Source organism: Microbacterium sp. ZW T5_56 (genome assembly GCF_044987425.1).
Taxonomy (GTDB): domain Bacteria; phylum Actinomycetota; class Actinomycetes; order Actinomycetales; family Microbacteriaceae; genus Microbacterium.
Window position 1 is genome coordinate 1 of record NZ_JBJDRI010000015.1, and the last position, 25,130, is coordinate 25,130.

At 67.1% G+C, this 25,130-nt stretch carries 16 protein-coding genes and 2 tRNA genes; 9 read left to right on the top strand and 9 right to left on the bottom strand.

All coding sequences use genetic code 11. The features are described from left to right. On the bottom strand, positions 1-1,223 hold a 1,223-nt coding region (locus tag ACI3KU_RS08935; RefSeq protein WP_404921966.1), incomplete at its 3' end, for a DEAD/DEAH box helicase. A 201-nt stretch (positions 1,224-1,424) separates the two neighbouring features. Here ACI3KU_RS08935 and ACI3KU_RS08940 point away from each other — a divergent pair. Beyond that, on the top strand, positions 1,425-2,138 hold the full coding sequence (locus ACI3KU_RS08940) for a ferritin-like fold-containing protein (protein ID WP_404921967.1): 714 nt from the start codon (positions 1,425-1,427) through the stop codon (positions 2,136-2,138). A 71-nt stretch (positions 2,139-2,209) separates the two neighbouring features. On the opposite strand, the gene ACI3KU_RS08945 is transcribed toward ACI3KU_RS08940, so the two are convergent. Together ACI3KU_RS08945 and ACI3KU_RS08950 are read right to left on the bottom strand one after the other, a co-directional pair. Further along, positions 2,210-2,500, bottom strand: coding sequence for a hypothetical protein (locus ACI3KU_RS08945; protein ID WP_404921968.1), 291 nt, complete (start codon positions 2,498-2,500; stop codon positions 2,210-2,212). Between the two features lies 1 nt (position 2,501). Then, positions 2,502-2,726, bottom strand: coding sequence for a DUF3107 domain-containing protein (locus tag ACI3KU_RS08950; protein ID WP_404921969.1), 225 nt, complete (start codon positions 2,724-2,726; stop codon positions 2,502-2,504). 197 nt (positions 2,727-2,923) lie between these two features. On the opposite strand from ACI3KU_RS08950, the gene ACI3KU_RS08955 reads away from it, so the two are divergent. Next, entirely contained in the window at positions 2,924-6,247 is a 3,324-nt protein-coding gene (locus ACI3KU_RS08955; protein WP_404921970.1) for a PD-(D/E)XK nuclease family protein, read from the top strand. Further along, entirely contained in the window at positions 6,244-9,771 is a 3,528-nt protein-coding gene (locus ACI3KU_RS08960; protein WP_404921971.1) for a UvrD-helicase domain-containing protein, read from the top strand. Before ACI3KU_RS08955 ends, ACI3KU_RS08960 begins: the two co-directional genes overlap by 4 nt. A gap of 66 nt (positions 9,772-9,837) precedes the next feature. On the opposite strand, the gene ACI3KU_RS08965 is transcribed toward ACI3KU_RS08960, so the two are convergent. Next, the gene (locus ACI3KU_RS08965; protein WP_404921972.1) at positions 9,838-11,628 is read right to left on the bottom strand and encodes a phosphotransferase; all 1,791 of its coding nucleotides are present in this window, start codon (positions 11,626-11,628) and stop codon (positions 9,838-9,840) included. A 63-nt stretch (positions 11,629-11,691) separates the two neighbouring features. Between ACI3KU_RS08965 and nudC the strand changes: the two genes are divergently transcribed. Both nudC and ACI3KU_RS08975 read left to right on the top strand, forming a co-directional pair. Continuing rightward, on the top strand, positions 11,692-12,714 hold the full coding sequence (gene nudC / locus ACI3KU_RS08970) for an NAD(+) diphosphatase (protein ID WP_404921973.1): 1,023 nt from the start codon (positions 11,692-11,694) through the stop codon (positions 12,712-12,714). After that, positions 12,711-14,420, top strand: a complete 1,710-nt coding sequence (locus ACI3KU_RS08975) for an ATP-dependent helicase (protein ID WP_404921974.1) — start codon at positions 12,711-12,713, stop codon at positions 14,418-14,420. Before nudC ends, ACI3KU_RS08975 begins: the two co-directional genes overlap by 4 nt. Here the strand turns inward: ACI3KU_RS08975 and ACI3KU_RS08980 are convergent. Further along, positions 14,320-15,153, bottom strand: coding sequence for a hypothetical protein (locus ACI3KU_RS08980; protein WP_404921975.1), 834 nt, complete (start codon positions 15,151-15,153; stop codon positions 14,320-14,322). The two genes, ACI3KU_RS08975 and ACI3KU_RS08980, sit on opposite strands and share 101 nt — an antisense overlap. Positions 15,154-15,303: 150 nt before the next feature. Then, entirely contained in the window at positions 15,304-16,698 is a 1,395-nt protein-coding gene (locus ACI3KU_RS08985; RefSeq protein WP_404921976.1) for a zinc-dependent metalloprotease, read from the bottom strand. 124 nt (positions 16,699-16,822) lie between these two features. Here ACI3KU_RS08985 and ACI3KU_RS08990 point away from each other — a divergent pair, with 124 nt between their 5' ends. Together ACI3KU_RS08990 and ACI3KU_RS08995 are read left to right on the top strand one after the other, a co-directional pair. Further along, positions 16,823-17,965: a PDZ domain-containing protein gene (locus ACI3KU_RS08990; RefSeq protein ID WP_404921977.1), complete on the top strand. Its 1,143-nt coding sequence runs from the start codon at positions 16,823-16,825 to the stop codon at positions 17,963-17,965. A gap of 64 nt (positions 17,966-18,029) precedes the next feature. After that, a complete protein-coding gene (locus ACI3KU_RS08995) occupies positions 18,030-21,011 on the top strand; it encodes a UPF0182 family protein (protein WP_404921978.1) in 2,982 nt (993 codons plus the stop codon). 45 nt (positions 21,012-21,056) lie between these two features. Here ACI3KU_RS08995 and ACI3KU_RS09000 read toward each other — a convergent pair whose 3' ends face one another. Then, entirely contained in the window at positions 21,057-21,578 is a 522-nt protein-coding gene (locus ACI3KU_RS09000) for a GNAT family N-acetyltransferase (protein ID WP_404921979.1), read from the bottom strand. A gap of 114 nt (positions 21,579-21,692) precedes the next feature. Between ACI3KU_RS09000 and ACI3KU_RS09005 the strand changes: the two genes are divergently transcribed. Beyond that, positions 21,693-22,256, top strand: a complete 564-nt coding sequence (locus ACI3KU_RS09005) for an OsmC family protein (RefSeq protein ID WP_404921980.1) — start codon at positions 21,693-21,695, stop codon at positions 22,254-22,256. A 43-nt stretch (positions 22,257-22,299) separates the two neighbouring features. Here ACI3KU_RS09005 and ACI3KU_RS09010 read toward each other — a convergent pair. Then, positions 22,300-22,373: transfer RNA gene (locus ACI3KU_RS09010), tRNA-Met, on the bottom strand. Positions 22,374-22,498: 125 nt separating this feature from the next. Between ACI3KU_RS09010 and ACI3KU_RS09015 the strand changes: the two genes are divergently transcribed. Continuing rightward, the gene (locus tag ACI3KU_RS09015) at positions 22,499-24,262 is read left to right on the top strand and encodes an AAA family ATPase (protein ID WP_404921981.1); all 1,764 of its coding nucleotides are present in this window, start codon (positions 22,499-22,501) and stop codon (positions 24,260-24,262) included. 719 nt (positions 24,263-24,981) lie between these two features. Here the strand turns inward: ACI3KU_RS09015 and ACI3KU_RS09020 are convergent. After that, a tRNA-Met gene (locus ACI3KU_RS09020) sits at positions 24,982-25,055 on the bottom strand. Between the last annotated feature and the right edge of the window lie 75 nt (positions 25,056-25,130).

Sequence of the window (25,130 nt, forward strand, 5' to 3'; positions counted from 1 at the left end):
GAGCGACGCTGCGTGCGCACGGTGGCCGTGGCCGGTGCCTTCACGATGCGACCCTTGGTCCCCTCGGGGATGTCCAGGTCGGAGTACAGGTGCGGGCTGGACGAGTAGGTCTCCGTGGGCTCGGGCTGGCCGAACTCCAGAGCACGGTTGATGAGAGCCCACTTGTGCAGGTCCTCCCAGTCGACGAAGGTCACCGCAGTGCCAGTGCGACCGGCGCGACCGGTGCGACCGGCACGGTGCAGGTAGGTCTTCTCATCGTCGGGGATCGTGTGGTTGATGACGTGCGTCACGTCATCGACGTCGATACCGCGAGCGGCGACATCGGTCGCGATGAGCACGTCGCGCTTGCCGGCCTTGAACGCGGCCATGGAGCGCTCGCGCGACTCCTGGCTCATGTCGCCGTGAACGGCCGCGGCGTTGAACCCACGGTCGCTGAGCTCGTCCACCAGCTTCTGGGCTGCGCGCTTAGTGCGGGTGAAGATGACGGCCTTCTCGTGGCCGTTCGCCTGCAGGATGCGCGCGATGATCTCGTCCTTGTCCAGCGAGTGGGCGCGGTAGATCACGTGCTTGATGTTCGCCTGCGTCAGACCCTCGTCCGGGTCGGTGGCGCGGATGTGAATCGGGTTGGTCATGAAGCGCCGCGCCAGGGCGACGATCTGGCCCGGCATGGTCGCCGAGAACAGCTGCGTGTGGCGGATCGCGGGAATCCGCTGGAAGATCTTCTCGATGTCGGGGAGGAAGCCGAGGTCGAGCATCTTGTCCGCCTCGTCGAGGACCACCTCGGCGGCCTGCGACAGATCCAGGAGGCGCTGGCCGGCGAGGTCGATCAGACGGCCGGGAGTGCCCACGACGATCTGCGCACCTGCCTTCAGCTGCTCGATCTGTCCCTCATATGCCTTGCCGCCGTAGATGGCGACGACGCCCGTGGAACGGTTCGAGGTCAGCAGTTCCATGTCCTCGAAGACCTGCACCGCGAGCTCACGAGTAGGAACGACGATGAGCGCCTTCACTCCGGGAGTCGGGTCCTGGCCGAGGCGCTGAACTACGGGGATGCCGAAGCCGAAGGTCTTGCCGGTTCCGGTCTTGGCCTGACCGATCACGTCCTGCCCGGGCAGAGACAGCGGAATGGTCTGCTCCTGAATCGCGAACGCATCGATGATGCCCTTGGCGGCCAGAGCATCGACGATGTCCTGGTCGACGCCGAGATCGGCGAAAGTTGTCACTTTTTTCGAGCCTGTCTGGCAGTGAGCCTGCCGGGATGAAGGTTCCACGCCCTTCTCTCAGCCACAGGCGCGGCGCTCCGATCCGACGCCGGAGCGCACCCAGCCTACCGGAGGCCGCTGCGAGAGCCCCGGATGACGCGCTTTCGAGCCCGGCGCTGCCGGATTCCGTGTGCGCGATGACACTCCCAGTAGGCTGGGCGCGTGGTGAACTGGTTCTGGAAGCGGCGACCCGCCGGGCGCACCCTGCTGCTGCGCGGGCGCGACGAGTTGAGCGATGCGCAGCGCGTCGACTTCTCGGAGCTCGCGCCCGACATCGACACCTTCCTCGGGCAGGCCGCGTACCTGCAGCTGGGGTACTTCGAGACGCTCAGCCGACTGATCCGCAACACTCCGGATCTGGAGGAGAAGGAAGCGCTGTCGAAGGCCGCCGGTGCGGCCCTCACCAAACATCAGGGTCTGTGCGAGGTCATCACCTCCCGTGGCGAGGTACCCACCGAGGTGATGCTCCCCTTCCGCGAAGAGCTCGACGGATTCCGCTGGAAGACGATCGGCAAGCGCCCGCGCGAGACCATGCTGTCCGTGCACATCACCGCCGGGATGCTAGATGACTTCTACATCGCGCTGGCTTCCAGCTACGGCGAGACCGGTCGCCGAGTGGTGCGGATCCTCGGCGCGGATCCCGATCGCGAGGCGATCGCCGAGATCCTGCGCCACACGATCGCCGCCGATGACGAGTGGCGTTGGCTGCTGTCGCTGTGGGGACGGCGCCTGGTGGGGGATACTCTGCTCGTCGCTCGCGCTGCGCTGCGGCCCGCTCGACTGGACTCGGATGAGGAGAAGCAGGTGGAGCCGGTGTTCACGGCGCTGATGGCGAGCCACGCGAAGCGCATGGACGCGATCGGGCTCGCCTCCTGAATCGACGACCTTCCCGACGTTATGAAGAAGGACCCGCACCTCAGGTGCGGGTCCTTCTTCGTAACGTCTGATCAGGCGATGCCGAGACGTGCATCCTCCGCGGTGTCATGCGACAGACGCAGGCGCGTGAGGATGAGCGTGCCGACGATGGCGACGACGATTGCTGCGCCCAGGCTGGCCACCCACATCCACACACTCGACTCGGCCACGCCCGACCAGGTCAGGGCGGTGTAGACGATCGCTGCCGACGCGCCGCCGAGCGCGCCGCTGACCGCTACGCCGCGGGATGCGCGGGCGGGGAGCATCGCGTGGGCAGCGGCACCGAGCAGGATGCCTCCGATGACCGCGAGGAGGACGTACATATCAGGCCACGAACCCGACGCGGCGCGACTCCTCGGTGCCGATCTCGATGTAAGCGAGCGACGCCGTGGGCACGATGTAGGCGTTGCCCTTGTCGTCGGCGAAGTTCACGAAGGCGGCCTTCGACTCCAGCGCCTCGGCGACGGCGCTTCGCACGTCGTCTGCGGACTGGGAGGTTTCGAAGCTGAGCTCGCGACCGATGTTGGCGATGCCGATGCGGATCTCCACGATGTGTCCTTCCTCTGCCCCCGGAAGGGGCGAACACCCACAGCCTATGACACCCGTCGGGCCTCGCGCCGCGTGCACGCTCAGGGCGAACGCCGGCGCGGTGAATCGTCGAGACGCGCGCCCTCGGCATGGCGTACGGGAGGCAGCGGATGGGCCCAACCGCCGCCGATGTCTGACCCTCCCGCTAGCGTGGTGACATGAGCACGAACACCCCGACGACGCCAGAGAAACACGGTGCGACGGTGGATTCGGCTCCTCTGGCGCACAAGTTGGATTCGCGCCAGAGCGCCGTCGTGGCTTTGCCTGCGACGGCCGATGCCGTCGTGATCGGCGCTCCGGGCACGGGCAAGACGACAACGCTCCTCGCCCGTGCACGACAGCTGCTCGCCAGCGGGGAGCGCGGTACAGACGAGCTGTTGGTGCTCACTCCGTCGCGTCTCACGGCCACGCGGCTGCGCGATGATCTCGGATTGTCCGTGGGGCGGGCCACGCCGGGCGCGCTGGCCCGGTCGCTCGGTTCGCTCGCCTTCCAGATCGTCCGCGCGGCCATGGTGCGTGACGGTCGGCCCGCGCCGCAGCTGCTCACGGGCGCCGACCAGGACCGTATCGTGGCGGACCTGCTTCACGGCGATGAACAGGACGCGCAGGAGAGCGGACGATCACCGCGGTGGCCGGATGAGCTGCCCGCCGCGGCACGCAATGCGAAGGCGTTCCGTTCCGAGCTGCGCACCGTGATCGACGAGTGCACTGAGCTCGGGCTCGACCCCGCTGAACTGTCCCTGCTGGGCGAGAGATGGAGCCGGCCGGTGTGGACTGCCGCGGCGGGCTTCATCGCGGACTATCGCGACGTGACGGCTCGGATGCGCGCCGCGCACCGTGACGCGGCCGACCTGCTCGCGGAGGCCGCAGCCATCGTGCGTGCCGCGCCTTCGGGGTCGGCGGCACTCGCGGCTCTCGGTCCGATCGCGCGATTGAAGACCGTGCTGATCGATGACGCACAGGAGCTCACGCGTGGGGCCATCGGCTTGATCGAGGCGCTGCGGTCCCGTGGCGTCGCCGTCGTCGCATTCGGTGACCCGGATATCGGCTCCGGTGCGTTTCGCGGGGTGACGCCGGAGTTGTTCGCACAGTTGGCCGTCCTCCTCGGCGACGTTCACGTCCTGGACGAGTCTCATCGAGCGACTCCCGCGATCTCGCGGCTCATGCGCGTGGTCACCCAGGCGATCGGTGTAGGCGGGCGCGTGGAGCACCGACGTGCGCCGGGGGACGAACTCGCCGATCCTCGAGTCGGGGCGCTCATCGCCGCCAGCCCCTATGAGGAAGCCGACGCGATTGCCCGTACCCTGCGTGACTGGCATCTCGTGAGCGGAGTCGAGTGGTCTCGCATGGCGGTGATCGCTCACGACACCCGGCAGGTCTCGTCGCTGGAGACCGAGTTGGCTGCTCGCGAGGTGCCGACACGAGCGGCCGGCGTGCAGCGCCCACTCGGACGTGAGGTCGTCGTCCGCCAGCTTCTTGAGGTACTGGAACTCGGTATCCAGCTGCCCCAGGACCGTGATCCCGAGAAGCTCGCGGGAGCCCTGCTCTCGCCCTTCGGCGGTCTCGATGCCGTCGGCCTCCGCCGTCTGCGCGCGGCACTTCGCCATCGAGAGCTCGCGGATGGCGGCACCACGGCGGCGGGGGAGCTGCTGCGTTCGGCATTCGAGCATCCGTTGGAGTTCGCTCTGCTGGAAGGGGCGGAGGCATTCGCGGCGGAGCGTCTCGCCACCACTCTGATGCGGGTGGCCGAGGCGTATCAGCGCGGTGAGACCGTGCACGAGCTGCTGTGGCTGATCTGGGACCGATCCCGTCGTGGGGGTGAGCGTCTCGCCGACGCTTGGCGGCGCATCGCCACCACCCCCGGTCCCTTCGCCGCTGAGACAGGACGAGCGCTCGACGCGCTGGTCGCATTATTCGAGGCGGCCAAACGCGCCGTGGAACGCGGCACCGATGCCGATCCTGCCGCCTTCATCCGCAATCTGCTGGGCAGTGATGTGCCCGAAGACACCCTGGCAGCGCCGGAGAGTGTGCAGACCGTGGCGGTCATGACCCCGGCTACGGCACTCGGTACCGAGTTCGACGCCGTCGTCATCGCGGGGGTGCAGGACGGGGTCTGGCCGAATGTCCGCCTGCGCGGTGGTCTGCTGGACAGCTGGCTGCTGGCCGACGCCGTCGTCGCCGCGCGCGCCGGCGACACGTCCACCAGCGTCCCGCCGGTCGCCGAACGGAGACGCTGGGCTCTGCACGACGAACTCCGACTCTTCGTTCGAGCGGTGTCTCGCGCTCGCACCCATCTGCTGGTCACCGCCGTCGACGATGACGACACCGGGCCGAGCGCTCTGTTCGGATTTCTGCCCGAGCCGAGCCGCACCGACGACGATCGGGCGGGAAGTCATCCGCTGACTCTGCGTGGTCTGGTCGCCCGCTATCGACGAGACCTCACCGCGCCGATCACCTCGTCACCGCAGCGCCTCGTCGCTGCCGGTCAGCTCGGCGCTCTTGCGGCCGCAGGCGTTCCCGGCGCCGCGCCGGCGCAGTGGTACGGGCTCGCGCCGACGTCGAGCGCGGCACCCCTGCGAGACCCTGGCCAGGCGCCGGTTCCGGTGTCTCCCTCGCGCATGGAGAACTTCGAGTCCTGTGGTGTGGATTGGGCCATTCGCTCGCTGGGGGGCGACACCCGAACATCCTCCCAGGGGTTGGGGACCATCCTGCATGCCGCGATGGAGGAGGTCACCGACGGCGATCTCGCCGAGCTGCAGCGCGTCGTGGACGAGAGATGGGGTGAGCTCGAGTTCGAGGCCGAGTGGCTCTCCACGAAGGAGAAGCGGTGGGCGCGCACCCTGGTGGAGCGTCTACACCTGTATCTGCTGCGCTTCCGCTCCGTCGGAGCGCAGCGCGTGGGCGCGGAAGCGCCGTTCGAGCTGGCGATACCGCTCGACGAGGAGGCGGGAGCCGAGCACGTGATCGTCCGTCCTCTCGACGCGGAGCGTGCAGAACTCTCGCCCGGCGTTCCCTATGCGGTGCTGCGTGGCAGCATCGACCGCGTGGAGGTTTACCCGCCGGGGGCAGGAGACGACATCCCGCAGGACCCGGATCGTCCCGGCACGCCTCGGGCCATCGTGGTGGACTTGAAGACGGGGCGCAGCGAGAGCCGCGTGCGCAACGATCTGGTCGAGGATGACGCGCAGCTCGCGGCGTACCAGCTCGCCGTCGGTGCGGGTGCCATCGCGGGCGCACACCCGGACGATGCAGCGGGCGCACGCCTGCTGGTCCTCAGCCAGACGCTCAAGGGCACCCACTGGCGGATCGCACATCAGGCGCCGCTCGGACCCGAGACGGCCGATGCCTTCGTCCAGCGCGTGATCGCCGATGCGCGGGGGATGGCGTCTGCGGCGTTCACGGCCAATATCGATCAGCACTGCCGAGTCGATCGTTTCGCGATCTGCGGCATTCACACCGTGAAGGCGGTGAGCGCCTCATGACGCTCCTGGATACAGCAGCCGGCACAGACTGGTCCGGGCCGCTGGGGCTGTCGGCAGCGACGATCGCCGCAGCGCTGGGACTTCCCACACCGACACCCGCGCAGCAGGAGGTCATCGAGGCGCCGCCCTCTCCGGCACTGGTGGTGGCCGGCGCCGGGTCGGGAAAGACCGAGACGATGGCTGGCCGCGTGGTCTGGCTCGTCGCCAACGGGCACGTCCGTCGCGATGAGGTGCTCGGCCTGACTTTCACGCGCAAGGCCGCAGGAGAGCTGGCCGAGCGCATCATGACGCGGCTCCATCGCATCGACGCCTTCGGCCGTCGCGGCCTGCTCCCGCATCTGGAGGAGATCGTCGCCACCGGTGTTCTTGCGCAGACCCCCGCGGATGAGCTCCCCGTCCTCCTCGATCGCCTGGCCCGTCGATACGGAACCGGCTGGGACACGGCGCGAGGGCTCGTGAGCGGGGAGGAGCTGCTGCGGCCGCGGGTCGCCACCTACAACGCTTTCGCCGATGCGATCGTGCGTGAGCACGCGGCCCGGATCGGACGCGATGCGGAAGCCTCGCTGCTCAGTCAGTCCGGTTCGTGGCTGCTCGCGCGTTCCGTTGTCATCCGCAGCGCGGATCCGCGTCTGGCCGATCGCGACAACGCGCTGTCGACCATGATCGATGCGGTGCAGAAGCTGGCGGGAGACGCTCTGGACAACCGCGCGGATCTGGACGAGGTGGCCGCGTACGGATCGGCGTTCGCCGATCGGCTGGAGCCCTACATCAAGACAGACGTCACTCCCGCCAATACCGAGAACGCGTGGGCGGCCGGACGTGGGCTGCCCATCATCGCCGGTCTCGCCCAGGACTATGCGCTCGCCAAGCGGGCCCAGGGCGTGCTCGACTTCGCCGATCAGGTTTCCGGTGCGCTGGAGATCATCGAGACCAGCCCCCAGATCGCCGCGGAACTGCGGGATCAGTACCGGGTCGTGTTGCTGGACGAGTATCAGGACACCTCGGTGCTGCAGACCCGCCTGCTGTCTTCGATCTTCCACGACCACGCCGTGATGGCCGTCGGGGATCCCCACCAATCGATCTACGGCTGGCGCGGGGCGAGCGCCGACAACCTCGATGCGTTCGGGTCCGCGTTCTCGCAGGAGGTCGCCCACCGCACGTATGAGTTGATGATCAGCTGGCGCAATGACGTGTCGATTCTCGCGTCGGCCAATGCCCTTCTCGGCCCCCTGCGCGGACCGGGGCGTCTGGAGGTCGGCGAACTTCAGCCGCGCCCGGGCGCTGGCGATGGCGTTGTCGACCACGTCTGGGCCGAGACGATCGACGATGAGGCCGAGGCGGTGGCGGAGTGGTTCGAGCGGGTGCGGGCAGAACACACCGAGGGGAACGGCGGCGGCGAGCACACGGGGGCGATTCTGTTCCGCGCCAAGAAGCACATGCAGCTGTTCGCGGATGCCCTCGACAAGAGGGGCATCCCGCATCGCATCCTCGGCCTCGGCGGGCTGCTGTCGACGCCCGAGGTCACCGATGTGGTCGCCGCGCTGCGGGTCGTGCATGACCCTGCCGCCGGCTCTTCGCTCATCCGCCTGCTGGTCGGACCGCGCTTCGCCATCGGCGTCGCCGATATGGCCGCGCTTCACGCCCTCGCCTCCACGCTGTCACGACGCGGCGCCGACGGCAGGCGCTTCTCCGAGGAGATGCTGGCTCGCCTGCGCGGATCGGCGGGGGCGGATGAGCAGTTGTCGATCGTCGACGCGCTGGATGTCCTGCGATCCCTGCGCGCAGACCACCCGCTGCTCTCTGATTTCACGGACACGGGCCGGGAGCGCCTGCGCGAAGCGGGCGACATGTTCGATCGTCTCCGACGCTCCAGCGGTCAGTCCGCGCCGGAGTTGATTCGACTGATCGAAGCGGAGCTGCGCCTGGACATCGAGCTGGCCGCGAACGAATCGCGCGGCCCGGCACGTGTCGCGTCTACACAACTGCGTGCATTCGGTGACGAAGTGCGAGCTTTCCTCGACGCGGATGAGCGCGGCACGATCGGCAGTCTGCTCGCCTGGCTCGCCCATGCCGAAGACACCGACGAGCTCATGCCGCGCCCGGAGCCTCCGCAACCCGGAGTCGTCCAGTTGCTCACCATCCACGGTGCGAAGGGTCTCGAGTGGGATGCCGCCGCGGTGGTGCGCCTCGTCGAGGACGAATTGCCGAAGAGCCCGCGGACCACGATGGGCTGGTTGTCCCTCGGCACCTTGCCCTTCGATTTCCGCGGTGACCGCGACGCGCTTCCCGAGCTTGTGATCCCGACGAGCGAGGGTGTCACGCGCACGCACATCAACAAGGCGATCGACGAGTTCAAGAAAGCGAACAAGGCGTACCAGGAGGAAGAGGAACGGCGCCTCGCGTACGTCGCGGTCACCCGGGCCCGCTCCCGCCTGCTGCTGACCGGCGCCGCGTGGGGAGGGCAGACGCGCGCGCGCGTTCCCAGCCGATACCTGCAGACGATGCTCGAGGCCATCGGGGCCGAGGAGCTGCCGACCGAACGCGCGGAGGGGGAGAACCCGGTCCAGCACGGCGGCCGCACGATAGCCTGGCCGTTGGACGCGCTCGGGGGCAGACGCGTCGCCGTGGAGGAGGCTGCGGCTCTCGTGGCGGCGACGGCGCCAGCCGAGCCGTCCCCGGAGCTTGCACGGCTCTTGCGCGAGCGTGAGCTGCGCGCGCAGATCCCGATAGCTCCTGCCCCGACGCGTATTCCCGCATCCATGTTCAAGGACTACGTCACCGGGTTCCGTCGCACCACCGACGCTCTCGTGCGTCCGCTGCCCGAACGGCCCTATCCGCAGACGCGTATCGGCACCGACTTTCACGCGTGGATCGAGCACCTGTACGAGATGGTGGGCTCCGGCACGTCGCTGGACGATGCGCTGTGGGAGAGTGACAGCGAATACGCGGGCGACGGCTCCTTCGGCGATGCAGTCGGTGACCAGCTCTCGGATGGGGACCCCTCGGCGACAGGCGCCGTCGCGGGCGGTCGAGACTCGGCAACGATCCACGGAGCCGGCGGCGAATCGAATGCGGAGGCGGAGCACGACTCTGAGCTCGCCCGGCACCAGCAGAACTTCCTGCGCTCCGAATGGGCGGGGCTGCGGCCGTTGGAGGTCGAGAGCGAGGTCAACTACGTGATGCGCACCCCGGCGGGCGGCGAACACATCATGATCTGCAAGCTCGACGCCGTCTTCCGACGCGAGGATCGGGGCGGACGCATCGAGATCGTCGACTGGAAGACGGGACGGCCGCCGGCGACACCGCGGGAGCGGCAGGAGCGTTTGCTGCAGTTGGCGCACTACCGCGTGGCGTACCACCACGCGCGCGGGATTGCGCTGGAAGACATCGACGTCGCGCTGTTCTACGTCGGCCATGATCTGGTGCTGCGCCCCGAGCAGGTCTACACCGAAGAGGAGCTTGCTGTGCTGTGGGACGAAGCTTCGGCGGCAGCCGCCGACGGCATCGCCGCCGTCACGACGTGACCGGCGAGGCAGTTGCGCAATGGCGATGACGTGCGGGGGCTCTGCCGCGCACGACCCGGTTGGGTCCTAGTCCTCCTGGGCCCAGCGGCGGAAGGCTGCTTGTGCGGCGCGCTCCGCCTCCTCCAGGTCACGCGAAACGCGGTCGGCGGCGTCCGGCGGGAAGATCAGCGGACCCGAATCGGTGAGTCTGTTAGCTTCGCGGGCGTCGGTCAGTACCTCGTCGTCAGAGACCAGGGCGACGGTGCCGGTGGCGGACTCCTCCGAGACCGGAGCCAGCGCGGATGCCGGGGCGCTCTCAGCTTCCTGCGCTGAAGCGCGTGAGGACAGCGGCCGCGTTGCCTCGTCGAAGAACGACGGATCGAGAGCCTGCGTGTCGTTCGGGTCAGCGCCCGCAGAGTCAGCGCCCGTATAGCCGGCGCCCGTAGAGCCGGCGCCCGCCGGGCCGGCGCCCGCCGGGTCAGAATGCCGCGGGTCGGTGCGATCCGAATCCACGTGTGAATCCCGGTGATTCGAACCCGAAGCGGTGTCCGCAGCGCTGGGATTTTCGCCGCCGGTCTGGCCGGAGGCGCGTCGCTCTGCATTCCCCTCGTCGCCGAGTTCGACACGATTGACTCGCACGCGCTCGTCGTCGTAGTACGACGGGTCCAGGGCCTGCGTGGCGTTCGGATCGGCGTCGATCTCCACCGCCTCAACACGGCGTCGTTCGTCGTTGTAGTACGAGGGGTCCAGAGCCTGCGTGGCGTTGGGATCGTCGGCGAAGAAGCCGCCGGAGAGTGCCGCCGTCTCCGTGGCGTTCGCGCCGAGGAAGGCGAGATCGGTCGGGTCGTAGGTGTCGGTGTGCATCGACGTGTCCACCCCATGCGGGGTCGTCTGCGGTACCGTGCGCAGCGCGGCGAGCGCGTCATCGATGTCGGCCTTCGCCGTGCGAGGCCGCAGGTCATCGTCGCGGACGTCCTCGGCGAGCGTATCCAGCATGGTGGCGGCGTCGTCGACCACGTTCGCCTCCCGGATGTCGCGGCCGTGGAGCAGCCACCGTGCGACGTCGAGTTCGGAATGCAGGCGAGCGCGCGCGAGGATCATCTCGTCCGGGGCACGGTGCGAGGCGGCGATGTACGACTGGTAGACCGAATCGATGGCGTCGGGGGCGTACATCAGGAACTGCAGATCCACAGCCGGATCGGTGACCTGAAGCGCGTGCCAGTCGATGACGCCCGACACGGTCGGCACGCCGTCGCGGTCCTCGTACACAAAGGCCGATGCTGCGGTGCCCCCGAGCGTGACGGCAGGCTCGAACTGCCACATGGTGTCGTCGTCCAGGACGTCACGCCAGCGGACCATCAGGCGCACCGGCACCCGACCCGTCGCCGATGACTCGTCGAGCACGCGCCGAGCGTCCTGACGGACTTGTTCAGCCGTGCGGTGGGGGAGCCCGGCATTGCGCACGAAGGAGGCGGGCAACGCGTGCACAGCCGCGAGGGTCTCGCCGATGGACGCTGCGACGCCGCGCCCGGGCGGAATCTCCTCGGCATCCACCTGGTAGCCCGGAAGGTAGGAGGTGACGAACACGCGTCGACCATCCAGCGGTCCCACCCCGAGGAAGCGGGGTGCTTCGAAACCGAGGAGGGCTCGCACCCCGTCCGTGAGGGCGCGCAACGCGAGTGCCTCGGAAGCGAGCTCGACGTCGACGGCCTCATCGCGCGGGAGGCGAACGACTGCGCGCGCCCCGTCGGTGAGCGTGATCACCGCGGACTCATTTCGGCCCTCCCCGTGCGCAGAAAGTGCCGTGGTGCCGACGATCTCGACTCCGGGGACTGCGGCCGTGGCCGCCGCGGCTAGAGTGAGAGGAGAGCGTGCCATGTGCTCAGCGTAGGTCGGCCATCGCGGCCCCCGCACACGCCACGCCCGCGAGAAGGGGAGTAGATGGAAGACGCGTCAGCTCCCGGGGTGGTCATCGAATTCGACCGTAGCGCCGACGAACGCACCGACCCGGATCTGATCACTCGCCTCATCGCCGACCCGGAGACGCGCGTCCTGCTCATCGACGCTGACCGCGCGCCCGTCGACGCTGACGGCGAGCTGGCGCTCGTGCCGGTGTCCGTCGCGCGTGATGTCGCTGCGCGATTGGCCACCGCAGCGATCACCACCGCCGAGGTCCCCCGTGACGCACCGAATGCTGGCTCGACGGCGCGCGATACGGCGTCACCGGGGGAGCGGTTCGGGTTCCTCGGCCGTCGCGACGGTGTCGCGATTCTGCTCTCGGCCGTCCCCGGTGCGGCCGAGCTGGCGCTCGGGCACCTCGCCACGTGGGCGTCCTTGCGTGTGCTGCATCCTCGCCTGGCCGGCGCAGACGGCGCGCTGCTCCTCGAAGCCGTGAGCCTCGCACGCTGGATCCTCGACGCAGGGCACTGCGCATTCTGCGGGGCCGAGGCAGAACTGACCACCTCCGGATGGGCGCGACGCTGCACCGCCTGCGGCCGGGAGCACTTTCCGCGCACCGATCCCGCGGTCATCGTCGCAGTGACCGACGGCGACCGCATCCTGCTCGGATCCAACGCACTCTGGGAGCAGCGCCGATATTCGTGCTTCGCCGGTTTCGTTGAGGCGGGTGAATCGCTGGAAGAGGCGGTGCGCCGCGAGGTGCAGGAGGAGTCCGGGATCGACGTCGAGCACGTCGCGTATGCCGGTTCGCAGGCGTGGCCGTTCCCGCGCTCGCTGATGCTCGGCTTCCGGGCCCGGGCGCAGGATGCGCGAACGGCACACCCTGATGGCGAGGAGATCCTCGACGTGCGCTGGTTCACCCGCACCGAGATCCGCGCCGCGTATGCCGGCGAGTCCGACCTCCTGCTGCCCGGAAAGCCCTCGATCGCGCACGAACTCATCTCCAGCTGGGCTGCCGAACCGGACGAGGGCGAGCCGAACCCGCCGGTGGGTGAGCGCGCGTGAGCGCGCTGGACGGACTCGACGAACAGCAGCGGGAAGCGGCTTCGGTGCTGCGGGGTCCGGTGTGCGTGCTCGCGGGTGCGGGCACGGGCAAGACCCGCGTGATCACGCACCGCATCGCCCATGGCGTGGACACCGGCGCCTACTCGCCGAGCCGGGTCATGGCCGTGACCTTCACGGCCAAGGCAGCCGGGGAGATGCGTGGTCGTCTGCGTAATCTTGGTATCAGCGGGGTCGCCGCGCGCACGTTCCACGCGGCCGCCCTCGCACAGCTGAACTTCTTCTGGCCGCAGGTGACGGGTGAGCCGGCCCCCAGCATCATCGACAACAAGGTGCGCATGCTCGCGCACGCGGCCGACGGCCTGCGCCTCTCGCTGGACACCCCGACTCTGCGCGACGTCGCCTCCGAGATCGAGTGGCGGAAGATCGCGATGCGCAGCATCGACCAGTACGCCCTCACCGGGCGCACCGTGGGGCGATTGTCCAGCTCCGAAGTCGTCGCCCTGCAGCACGCCTACGAGAAGCTGAAGGATGAGCGCCGGCAACTGGACTTCGAGGACGTCCTGCTCGCGTGCGCGGGGATGCTGGAGGCCGAGCCTCGGGTGACCACGGCCGTCCGGGAACAGTACCGACATTTCACCGTGGATGAGTTCCAGGATGTTTCGCCGCTGCAGAACCACCTCCTGGGGCTCTGGCTGGGCGATCGCAAGGACATCTGCGTTGTGGGCGATGCCAGCCAGACGATCTTCTCGTTCGCCGGTGCCGACGCGAAGTACCTGTTGGAGTTCCCCCGTACCTACCCCGAAGCCGTGACGGTGAAGTTGGAGCGCAGCTACCGATCCGATCCGTCGGTGATCGCCGTCGCAAACGATCTGATGCGCGGACGCCCGGGGGCGCTCACCCTCGCACCACAGCGGCCGCCGGAGTCTCCGACGCCCGTCGTCACCACGTACGAGGACGAGCGCGATGAGGCCGCCGGAGTCGCCCGCGCCATTGAGAAGCAGATCGCCAAGGGCGCCGACCCGCAGCACATCGCGGTGCTCTATCGAGCGCAGATCCAGTCCGCCGCGCTTGCGGACGCGCTCGCGGCTCGTGGCATCCCCACCACCGTGCTGGGTGGCAAGCGGTTCTTCGATCAGTCGGAGGTGCGCCAGGCGGTGCTCGCGTTGCGGGCGGCGGCCGTGGCTCCCGGCGATCGCGGCTTCCTTCCGAACGTTCGCACGGTACTGCGAGAGATCGGGCTGACCGATGAGCCGCCGCCCGCCGGAGGCGCATTGCGCGACGCGTGGGAAGCGCGTGCCGCCCTGCTTCGCCTCGCCGAGGCGGCGCCAGAAGGCACCACGATCCGACAGTTCGCGGAACAGCTGCTTGCTCGCACCAAGGACCAGCATGAGCCGGTGCTGAACACCGTGACCCTGTCGACCCTTCATGCCGCGAAGGGCTTGGAGTGGGACCACGTGCACATCATCGGCTGGGCCGAGGGCCTGCTTCCGATCGCGTACGCGACCTCCTTCGAGGCGGTCGACGAAGAACGACGGCTGGCGTACGTCGGTGTCACCCGCGCCGCGCGAACGCTGGCGCTCTCGTGGGCTCGGGGGAGCGGACGGATCACGCGTAAGCCCTCGCGGTTCCTGCAGGAGATCGGCAGCCGCAGTCTTCGTGCGGCCGGTGTGTCCGCCAGAGTCGCCGGTTCTCGCTCCGCACGCTGACGGAGCGACTCGTACCCTCCCGCAGCCGATGGGCTGCGCCCGTGCGGCCCACCGCGGCGACACCGGTCAGTGGCAGCAGCTCGCGGATGAGCCCGATGGCCTCACCTAAAACGACCGGATCGGGGATCGGCGGATCACGCTCGGCCAGTTGCGCGACCAGGTGGGGCCACGCAGGATCCGCGTCTCGTTCGGCGAGCGCGATGCAGGACGTGCACGCTGTGATGCCGGGAATCACCGCAGGACCCACCCGTATCGCATCGAGCTCGATGACGAGCGGGACGTGCACGACATCGGCTGACATCCATGGCGCGGCAGCCACCGGCAGAGCGGCGTGCGCACTGAGAAGGACCACCGGCGCACGCCCGCGGAAATCGTCACGGGGGAGTCCCGGCAACGCGGACAGGCCGGCGGCGACGAAGTCCACGATGTCGAGTCCGCGCAGGGCCGGTGCCACTTGGAGCCGTGGCATGAGCAGACTGGTGTCCACCCGCCGGAGTGCGGGATCAATGCGAGCCAGGAAGCCGTCCAGATCATCCAGCGGTGCGCCGAGCCCCTGGGCTATCCGCGAGAAGTCCTGCTCCGCGATCCCGTGTTCCAACGCTCGCAGCACCCGCTCCTGCCAGCCGGGCGGATCGGGAAGCGAGGGCTCGGCGTGCAGTCCGAGCTGCAGCGTTCGAGAGTCCCGCCAGAGGGCGGGTCGGTCATCGTCAAGGCGGAGCATCACGGTCGTCATGACGACATCCTGAAGCTCTCGCTGGCTGCTCGGTCGGCTGTGCACAGGGCGCCCGGCGTGTTGCGCAGAGACGTCGTCCTGGGGAGGAGAAGACAGATGACGATCGGCCACCGCCGCACATGCGTGCAGCGATGGCCGATGGATCACAGCTCAGACGGGGCGCGGACCCTCGGGACCCTCCGCGTCACCTGCCGAGCCGTCCGCGGGGTCGTCCGTGTCGGTGAAGTCCTCACCGGAGAGCAATCGCTCCAGCGCGTCGTCCATCTCGTCCCGGGGTGCCGCCTCGCCTCGTGCGGCCGCCTGCAGGCGCCCGATGATGGCCGTGGGGTCGTCGATGTCTTCCGGCGTGGGCAGGAGATCGGGGTAGTCCCAGAGACCGTCGCGTGCCTCCGCGCCAACGGCAGCGGTGATCGCTCGCCACATGGCGCCTGCCTCGCGGAGGCGGCGAGGACGAAGCTCCAGTCCGACCAGGGCTCCGAGGGCACGTTCGGCTGGTCCCCCGACCGCGCGGCGGCGCCGCACCGCCTCCGCGATACGTCCGGCATCGGGCAGACGCTGGGTGGCCTCCTCGGTGACCACTTCGACCCACCCCTCAATCACCGCGAGCACGTTCTCCAGCCGCGTGAGGGCGGCCTGCTGTGCCTCGGAGCGGGGCGGCATGAGCGCTCCGGATTCCAGGGCCGCGCGCAACTCCTCCGGGTTCTCGGGGTCGAATCGATCGGCCATCGACTCCAGGGCACTGGTGTCGACTTCGAGCCCGCGGGCGTAATCGGTGAGCTGGGACAGCACGTGCAGGTGCAGCCACTTCGCGTGCCGGAACAACCGAGCGTGAGCCAGCTCGCGCGTCGCGAGATACAGCGCCAGCTGATCCTCGGGAACCTCCAGCCCCTGGCCGAAGTCGGCGAAGTTCTGCGGAAGGATCGCCGCCTCGCCGACGGGCAGCAGCGGGATGCCGACATCACCGCCGGAGACCACTTCCTTGCTGAGCCGGCCGATCACCTGACCGAGCTGGGCGGCGAACAGCGAACCGCCCACGGAGCGCATGATGCGCCCGGCACCTTCCACGACGCCACGCATCTCCTCGGGAGCCTGCTGGCCGAGCGCGTCGAGCAGGGCATCCGTGATGCTCGTGGCCACGGGCTCCGCGGCCTCCTGCCACACGGGCATGGTCTGCTCCACCCAGTCGCCGCGGGTCAGGGAACGAGCAGGCTGCGCGAGGGCGCTGATGCTGGTGACACCGCTCAGCCACAGATCGGCCAGGGCGAACGCCTGATCCAGATCGGCACGCTGGCCGCTGGTCACGCTCAATCCGTCCTGGTTGGCGATGTGCAGCGCCGCCGTGCGCGCCGAATCCCACGGGATCCCGCCGTCCGCGCCCGCGAAGGCACCCTGCATCTGCTGCATGAGACCTGCCAGCATGGTGGGGTCGATGTTCATGCCGGTGAGCTTCTGGATCTGCTCGGGATCGATCTGGCCGCCCGCTCCGAAGAGCTGGCGGAGCAGGTCCTGGAAGTCGTCTTCCGGGGAACGGTCCTCGTCTGTCACGTCAGCCGCCTTTCAGCGCTTTGCTGGGGTTGCGTTCTACGCTAGTCGCCGGACGGAGCCCGACGAGCGGGTTCGTGCATTCGGCTGTACGCCGCTCGCGAACGTCCCTCCCGGAAAGGAAATCGTGACGTTCTTCGACCCGAACGTGCCGCAGCAGAGCATGCCGACGACGAGCGACTCCGAGGAGCGCTGGCGCCCGTCGCGGCGGACTCTGGTCGGCTACGGAGCGCTCGCCGTGGCGCTGGTGTGCATGTTCGGACTCAGCATCCTCCCGTCGGGCTACGTCATCGAGATGCCGGGACCGGTCGTGAACACCCTGGGCTCTCAGGAGTCCGACGGCAAGGAGATTCCGCTCATCACGATCCCGGATGAGACCACCTACGAGACGGCTGGAACCCTCTCTCTCACCACGGTCTCGGTGCGCGGAAACCGGCAGTCGACGCCCAGCTGGTTCGAGCTGGCCGCCGCCTGGTTCAACTCGTCGCAGGCCGTGCTCCCCTTGGACGCGGTGTTCCCGCAGGGCGTGACCACCGAGCAGAAGCAGCAGCAGGACGCCCAGATGATGACCGATTCGCAGTCCGCAGCCACGGCCGCGGCCATGACGGAGCTGGGCCACCCGGTGCAGACCACGGTGACGATTCCGATGGATCCGGCGGAGGGAGCACCGGCTGCCGGGCTCCTGAAGGCGGGCGATGTGATCACCAAGGTGAACGGTGTCGCACCGACCGGTTCGCAGGACGTGATCGCCGCCGTCACCGGCAGCGAAGGCAAGCCGGTCACCTTCACGGTGCTGCGTGACGGAGTCGAGAGCGACTACACGATCACGCCCCGGCAGGGAACCGTCAACGGCGAGACCCGGTGGCTGGTGGGTGCCTCGCTCTCGGAGTCGTATCAGTCGCCGATCGAGGTCGACATCAAGCTCAACGACATCGGCGGACCCAGCGCCGGCATGATGTTCGCTCTCGGCATCATCGACAAGCTGACGCCGGGAGAGCTCAACGGCGGAAAGAACGTGGCCGGCACCGGGACGATCGACGCGGCGGGGAACGTGGGCGCGATCGGTGGCATCGCCCAGAAGATGCATGGAGCGCGCGACGCTGGTGCCGAGTACTTCCTTGCTCCCGCCTCGAACTGCCAGGACGTCGTCGGTCATATTCCCGACGGGCTGACGGTGATCAGCACGTCCACGTTGAGCGAGTCGGTCGACGCCCTGGAGACGATCGCCTCGGGAACCGGTATCGATGCGCTGCCGGGGTGCGCCGGATAACGCAGATCGATCGGTCTCGCATCCTCAGGGATCATGCTCAGCCGGGCGCGCCTAGGATGAAGAGGTGACCACAGCCTCAGCGCCGAATCAGGCCACCCCCAGCACCGGGCGACGCGTCGTCGTCATCTCACTCGTGATCGTCGCGGTCCTGCTCGCAGCCTTCTTCCTGTTCTCCAGCGTCTTCGCTGACTTCCTCTGGTTCGGCCAGCTCGGCTTCACGGGCGTGCTGACCACCCAGTGGATCGCGCGGATCGCGATGTTCGCGGTCGGATTCCTCGGAATGGCCGTCCCGCTCTGGACGGTGATCCAGCTGGCATACCGGATGCGTCCGGTGTATGCGCGACTCAGCTCGCAGCTCGATCGCTACCAGGAAGTCATCGAGCCGCTGCGTCGTCTCGCGATGTGGGGCGTGCCGATCTTCTTCGGCGTGTTCGCGGGACTGTCCGCGGCGAACCAGTGGCAGACCGCCGCACTGTGGTTCGCCGGCGTGAAGACCTCGGATGTCGATCCGCAGTTCGGGCTCGACACCGGGTTCTACATGTTCGCGATGCCGTTCTACCAGGCCGCTCTCGCGTTCACATCCGCCGTTCTGCTGCTCTCGCTGCTGGTCACGGCCTTCGTGTCGTACCTCTACGGCGCCGTGCGCGTCGGCGGGGGAGAGCTTCGGATCTCCAAAGCTGCGCGCATCCAGCTCGCGGTGGTCGCCGGTCTCTACCTCCTCGTGCAGGGTGTGAGCCTCTGGCTCGACCGCTACGCGACGCTGGCCGACTCCAACGCGTCGGTGACCACGAACGCCCTGAACATCACGGGCCCGACGTACACCGTCGCGAACGTCACCATTCCGGGACTCACCATCCTGTCGATCGTCGCGATCATCGTGGCGATCCTCTTCTTCGTGACGGCGGTCATCGGCCGCTGGCGTTTCCCGCTGGCTGGAACCGCCGTGCTGATCGTCGCCGCACTGGTCGTGAACGTCGCGATGCCATGGGCCGTGACCACGTTCCAGGTGAAGCCGAACCAGATCGAGTCGGAGAGCACGTACTACCAGCGCAACCTCGACATGACCAAGAGGGCATTCGGCATCGACTCGGTCGTGAAGACCGACTTCCAGGCCGAGACGACCGCCGAAGCCGGCCAGTTGCGCGCAGACGCCGAGACCACCGGTTCGATCCGCATTATGGACCCGGCGATCATCAACCCGACGGTTCGCCAGCTGGAGCAAGTGAAGCCGTACTACCGCTTCCGCGACACCCTCGACGTCGACCGCTACCAGATCGATGGCAAGACGCAGGACGTCGTGGTCTCGGTCCGTGAGCTCGACATGTCGCAGGCGCCGTCCAACTGGCAGAACCAGGCCCTGATCTACACGCACGGCTACGGCATGGTCGCGGCGGCGGGCAACCAGCGCACGGACGACGGCAGCCCGAAGTTCCTGGAGCAGGGCATTCCCGCCACCGGCTTCCTCACCGAGCAGAACCCCGACTTCCAGCCCCGCATCTACTTCGGTGAGTACTCGCCGCTGTACTCGATCGTGGGGGCGCCGAAGGAGTCGACGCCGGTGGAGATCGACTACCCGCGCGCGACCGATGGGGACTCTGTCACCAAGACCACGTTCGACGGCAACGGTGGCCCGAAGCTCGACAACATCTTCACCAAGCTCATCTACGCGATGAAGTTCCAGGCTGGCGACATCCTGTTCTCCAACAACGTGAACAACGAGTCGCAGATCCTCTACGACCGCGACCCGGCCACGCGCGTGTCGAAGGTCGCGCCGTATCTGACGCTCGACAACGACCCGTACCCCTCCGTGGTCGACGGGCGCATCGTCTGGATCGTGGACGGCTACACCACCAGCGCCACGTACCCGTATTCGTCGGGCGTGAGCCTCACGGATGCCACGAGCGACACCAAGGCGACCGGGCTGATGATCCCGGACAAGATCAACTACATCCGCAACTCGGTCAAGGCTACCGTGGACGCCTATGACGGCCACGTGACGCTGTACGCGTGGGATGAGGAGGACCCGGTGCTGCAGACGTGGCAGAAGGTCTACCCCAACACCCTGAAGCCGCTGACCGAGATGAGCGGCGAGCTGATGAGCCACGTGCGCTACCCGACGGACCTCTTCAAGGTGCAGCGCAGCGTGCTCGGCACCTACCACGTCGACAAGGCGCCGTCGCTTTTCCAGGGTGACAACCTCTGGTCCACGCCCACCGACCCCAACGCGGCGGAGACCGACCAGAAGCTGCAGCTGCCCTATTACCTGACGATGAAGATGCCGGGCCAGGACGAGCCGACGTTCTCGATGTTCTCCAGCTTCATCCCGCGCCCGATCGATGCGGCCAACGCCCGCAACGTCCTCACCGGCTACCTTGCCGTGGATGCCGACGCCGGAACCGAGGCAGGCAAGAAGAGCCCGGACTACGGCACCCTGCGGATGCTCGTCATCGACAGCGACACCACCGTCCCCGGCCCCGGGCAGGTGAAGAACTCGTTCGACACAGACGACGCGGTGACCCAGTGGGTGAACATCCGCAAGGTCGGTGGTGGAACGCAGATCCTCTACGGAAACCTCCTCACGCTCCCGGTGGGTGGCGGTCTGCTGTACGTGCAGCCGGTGTACATCCAGTCGACGGGTGCCACCAAGCTCGCGCGTCTGCAGAAGGTGCTGGTGTCGTTCGGTGACAGTGTCGCATTCGAGGACACGCTGAGCCAGGCGTTGGACAGCCTGTTCGGCGGCGACTCCGGTGCGCAGACCGGTGACACCGACGTGACGCCGGTGGAGACGGATCCCGATGCGCCGGTGACACCGACGCCGACACCCACACCCACGCAGAGTCCGGGCACGACGACCGCGCCCACCCCAGCGCCGTCCATCGACACGTCGACGGTGGAGGGTCAGCGCGACGCTCTCCTCCAGGAAGCCAAGACCGCCCTGAGTGACCGCCAGACGGCGATGTCGGCGGGTGACTGGACCAAGTACGGTGAGGCCGATAAGCGGCTGACTGAAGCTCTCGACAAGCTGATCGCGCTCGACGGTCAGTGAGCTACGCGAAGGGGGCGCCTGCTGCTGCAGGCGCCCCCTTCGCGTTCAGGTCTCGTCGCTCACCCGGTACTTGAAGCCGACGTGCGAGTCGGTGAAACCGAGCCGCAGATAGAAGCGGTGCGCATCGACGCGCGCGCGGTCGGAGGTCAACTGCACGAGGTCTGCACCGGTCTGCGCGGTCGCGATGTCCATGACCCAGCGCATCATCGCCTCGCCGATGCCTCGTGAGCGGAGATTGCTGGCAACGCGTACCGCCTCGACGAGAAGTCGTGTGGCACCGCGGCGCGCCAGGCCGGGAATCAGGGTGAGCTGAAGCGTCCCGATCACGCGCCCGTCGGCATCGACCGCGACCACGATGTCGTTCGCGGGCTCCTCGATGATCGCGCGAAGTCCCCGCTCGTAGTGGCCCCTGTCCGCTGCGTCGTTGCGGTCACCACGCGAGGCGCTCACCGCGTCGTCCGACATCAGCCGCATCAGGTCATCGAGGTCGGCGAGGTCCGCCCGCCGAAGATCGATCTCACCGGCGCGGATGGGGAGCGTGGTCGGGAGGGTGAGTGAAGGCAGCATGTCCCCATCCTGTCAGGCGTGCCGGCGGCGTCGAATGTCGCCGCGCGTCGCAGCGTTGCCTCGCGTTACCGCGCTCCGCTTCTCCGGGGGTGTGAACTGCCTAGGCTCGCCCACATGACAGCCTTCCCCTCGCTTACGATCACCGAGTCCATCCCCGACGTCACCGCTGACGAACGCGCCGACCGCCTCGCGTCCGCGGGTTCGGCCTGGGCGCAGCGCATCGACACCGACCCGACGACGGCCCGGCTCACCTACCGCGTTCGCGGGACGGGCGCGGGAGCGGTTGCCACAGCGGTTCGCGCCGGCGGGCATGAGTTCGTCGTTGACGAACCAGCCGCCCTCGCGGGTGACGACACCGGTGCCAGCCCGGTCGAGTATGCGCTCGGAGCCCTGATCTCCTGCCAGGTCGTGGTGTACCGCCTCTACGCGCACGCGCTCGGCATCCAGGTCGACGACATCCGCGTCGATGCGGAGGGCGACCTCGACGCACGTCGTCTGTTCGGTATCGACGAGTCCGTGCGTCCCGGCTTCACTGCCGTCCGCTTGACCGTGTCGCTGGAGGGCCCGGAGTCGCAGGAGCGCTATGAGGAGCTGCGTCGCGTCGTGGATGAGCACTGCCCGGTGTTCGACCTGTTCGCCAACCCGACACCGATCGACGTCACGGTACGCAAAGCCTGACATGGCAGAAGGCCCTCATCTCGCGATGAGGGCCTTCTTCTTGTTGCGGGGACAGGATTTGAACCTGCGACCTCTGGGTTATGAGCCCAGCGAGCTACCGAGCTGCTCCACCCCGCGGCACGAGATTCAGCTTACCAGATCCGAGCCACTGTCGATCTCGGCTCATCCTCGCGGGCGCCTCACGGCGCGCCGATATGACCCGGGTGACAGCAACAGGGCGAGAAAGTGACATCCTTAAGTTGATGAGCGAAGCATGGCAGGCGCAGTACGAGGCGGCATATGGAAACGAACTTGGGATAAAGAACGGTGACGCGAGTCAATTTGGCGTGAGTATTCGTCAGGTCACCTTGCGAAGCGGAAGCACATTCTTGCCACAACCAAGTGGCGTGACTGCTATCGTTGGACCCAACAATGCTGGAAAGTCCACACTCCTCCGCGAGATTCATCAAACGCTAACTAGCAGTTGGCAGGATCAACTCGCCGCGCGTCGTATCGTCGCGGACGTTGCATTAAGCAAGAGTGGGTCAACAGCGGACGCAATTTGTTGGGCTGCAAACAATCTGACATTCTCTCCGCCTCCGATTGGTCAAGGATTCAGTCGAGATGGAGGGAGCCAGTTTAGCCCTCATATCTTTTCCGCTTGGGAAAGAGAGGGTGATCGCCAATCTGCTTCTGTGCTGGATCTGGTCGCCCTGTATGGTGACGCTCGCGGACGGTTTGGAATTGCAGGTAGTGTTCAGGGGCGAGACGAATCCTCATCGCCGCCGATTCATCCCCTTCACCGACTTCAAGACTCGAAAGAACTCATGGACCGGTTGAGCGCGATCAGTCAGAGAGTCTTTGGGATGCCGCTTACGCTCGATACTCTGAGCACAACTGTTCGGCTTCGCGTTGGCACAATTCTTAGCCCCACCCCGCTTGTTAACGAGGTTTCAAAGGCCTTTCGTGACGAAATGGCGGCCCTGCGTGCCCTCGATGAACAGGGTGATGGTATGCAAAGCTTCATTGGTCAGATGCTTCCACTCCTTACTTCGTCATACAAGGTCGTATTGCTCGACGAACCCGAGGCGTTTCTTCATCCACCTCAGGCACGCGCGCTTGGGCGAGAGCTTGGGCGAATAAGCGGCGAATCAGGTACGCAAGTAATCCTAGCTACGCATGACCGAAACCTGTTGGTCGGACTTTTGGAGTCGGCGGCTCCCGTCTCAGTCGTTCGGATAATGCGCGATGGGACCACCAATTCGATCAAGCAGTTGGACGCCGATCATTTGACCGAGGTTTGGGGAGATCCGGTTCTAAAATACAGCGGAGTTCTAGACGGCCTCTTCCATGATATTTCCGTGATTGCCGAAGCTGAAGGTGACTGCGCTTTTTATCAGGCCTCGATCGACCACGTCATGCGAGATAGACTTCCCATGGTCGATGTCCATATGGTGCCGACGAGTGGAAAGGCTGCCATAGCCAAAGCCTGCCATGCACTTTCTTCTGCCTCTGTTCGAGTTGTCGCCACCGCCGACATCGACATGCTTGCCGATCGCCAAATGCTCGAGGGTCTCGTTCGGGCAGTTGGTGGTGAGTGGACTGATGAGATGAACAGACTCTGGAGCTCTGCGACATCCATTGCACGTGAACAACAGGAGCCAATCACCGTCGGTGCGGCGTTGCAAGCGGTCGCTGATGCGATGAAGGATTACAGTTCTGCGCCGCTGACAACGGCGCGGCGCAAGGAGATTGATGCACATTTGCGAGTTTCTCGCTCGTTCTGGAAGGAAGCGAAGTCGTACGGGATTGCCAGGTTCATGGGTCAGGCCGGAATGGATGTCCGGAAACTTCTAGACCTGCTCGATACGCAGGGCGTCGTGATCGTCCGATCCGGAGAGCTCGAATCACTTGCCCCTGATGTAGCCGTGGCGAAGGGGCCAGGCTGGCTAGCGGCTGCCATGAGTAGTGGGTCCCACACTGGGCAGTTGGCGCAGGAACATGTCGCGCGATTCTTTCTCCGCTGAAGAATCTCGTACGCACTGACTGACCAGTGTGCGCTCATCGGAACCGGCGGCTATCGTCATAGGTTGGCGCGGGTGCACTGACTGAGGGGACATCGGGCGAGTAACTGAAAGATGCACGCGTCGAGCTCTTCGCGAGTCTTGGCGGACGAACGTCCGCCCACGAGTGGCGTCGTCGATGTCGGATCGGTGCGGCGGGTGAGGCCTACTTAGACGACGTCCATCGAGTCTGCTCGGTGCTCGCAAGTTCAGGCGTCCCGTGCTCGCTGACAGGGAAGCACTCGCAGGCCGAAGTAGCTCGCGGGACGGGTAGGCCGCTTCGCGCAGCAACAGCGTGCCGCCAGGCCCTGGAGCCTCGGCTGCCGATCATCGGTGAGGTCTATGACGGGTCCTTTTCGATGGCGTCTGGACCGTGTCCTGGGGTTCTGGTGATCGCACTGAGCAGCACGAACCACGTCCTCAGATGGCAAGCGGGCAGCCCTCGAGTCGACAGGCGCGTGGGAGGCGTTGTTCGAACAGATACCTGGGCCATGATCGTCGTCACTGGGGCTGCACCCACGACAAGCTCCGCAAGGCCTGGGCATCCTGTGCCGAGCAGCGCAGGCCGGGCACGTGTTCACCTACCTCGACCACACCAACCCAAGGACAACATCACGCCTCGAAGGCCTCCCCGCGGCAAAAGCTGAAGGCCCCTGATCAGTTGATCAGGGGCCTTCTCATTGTTGCGGGGACAGGATTTGAACCTGCGACCTCTGGGTTATGAGCCCAGCGAGCTACCGAGCTGCTCCACCCCGCGGCACATCAATAGCCTAACACGCGGTGGAGGGGTGGGGTGCATCGAGGCGCTTCCCGGGCGATTCGCGCTACCGCA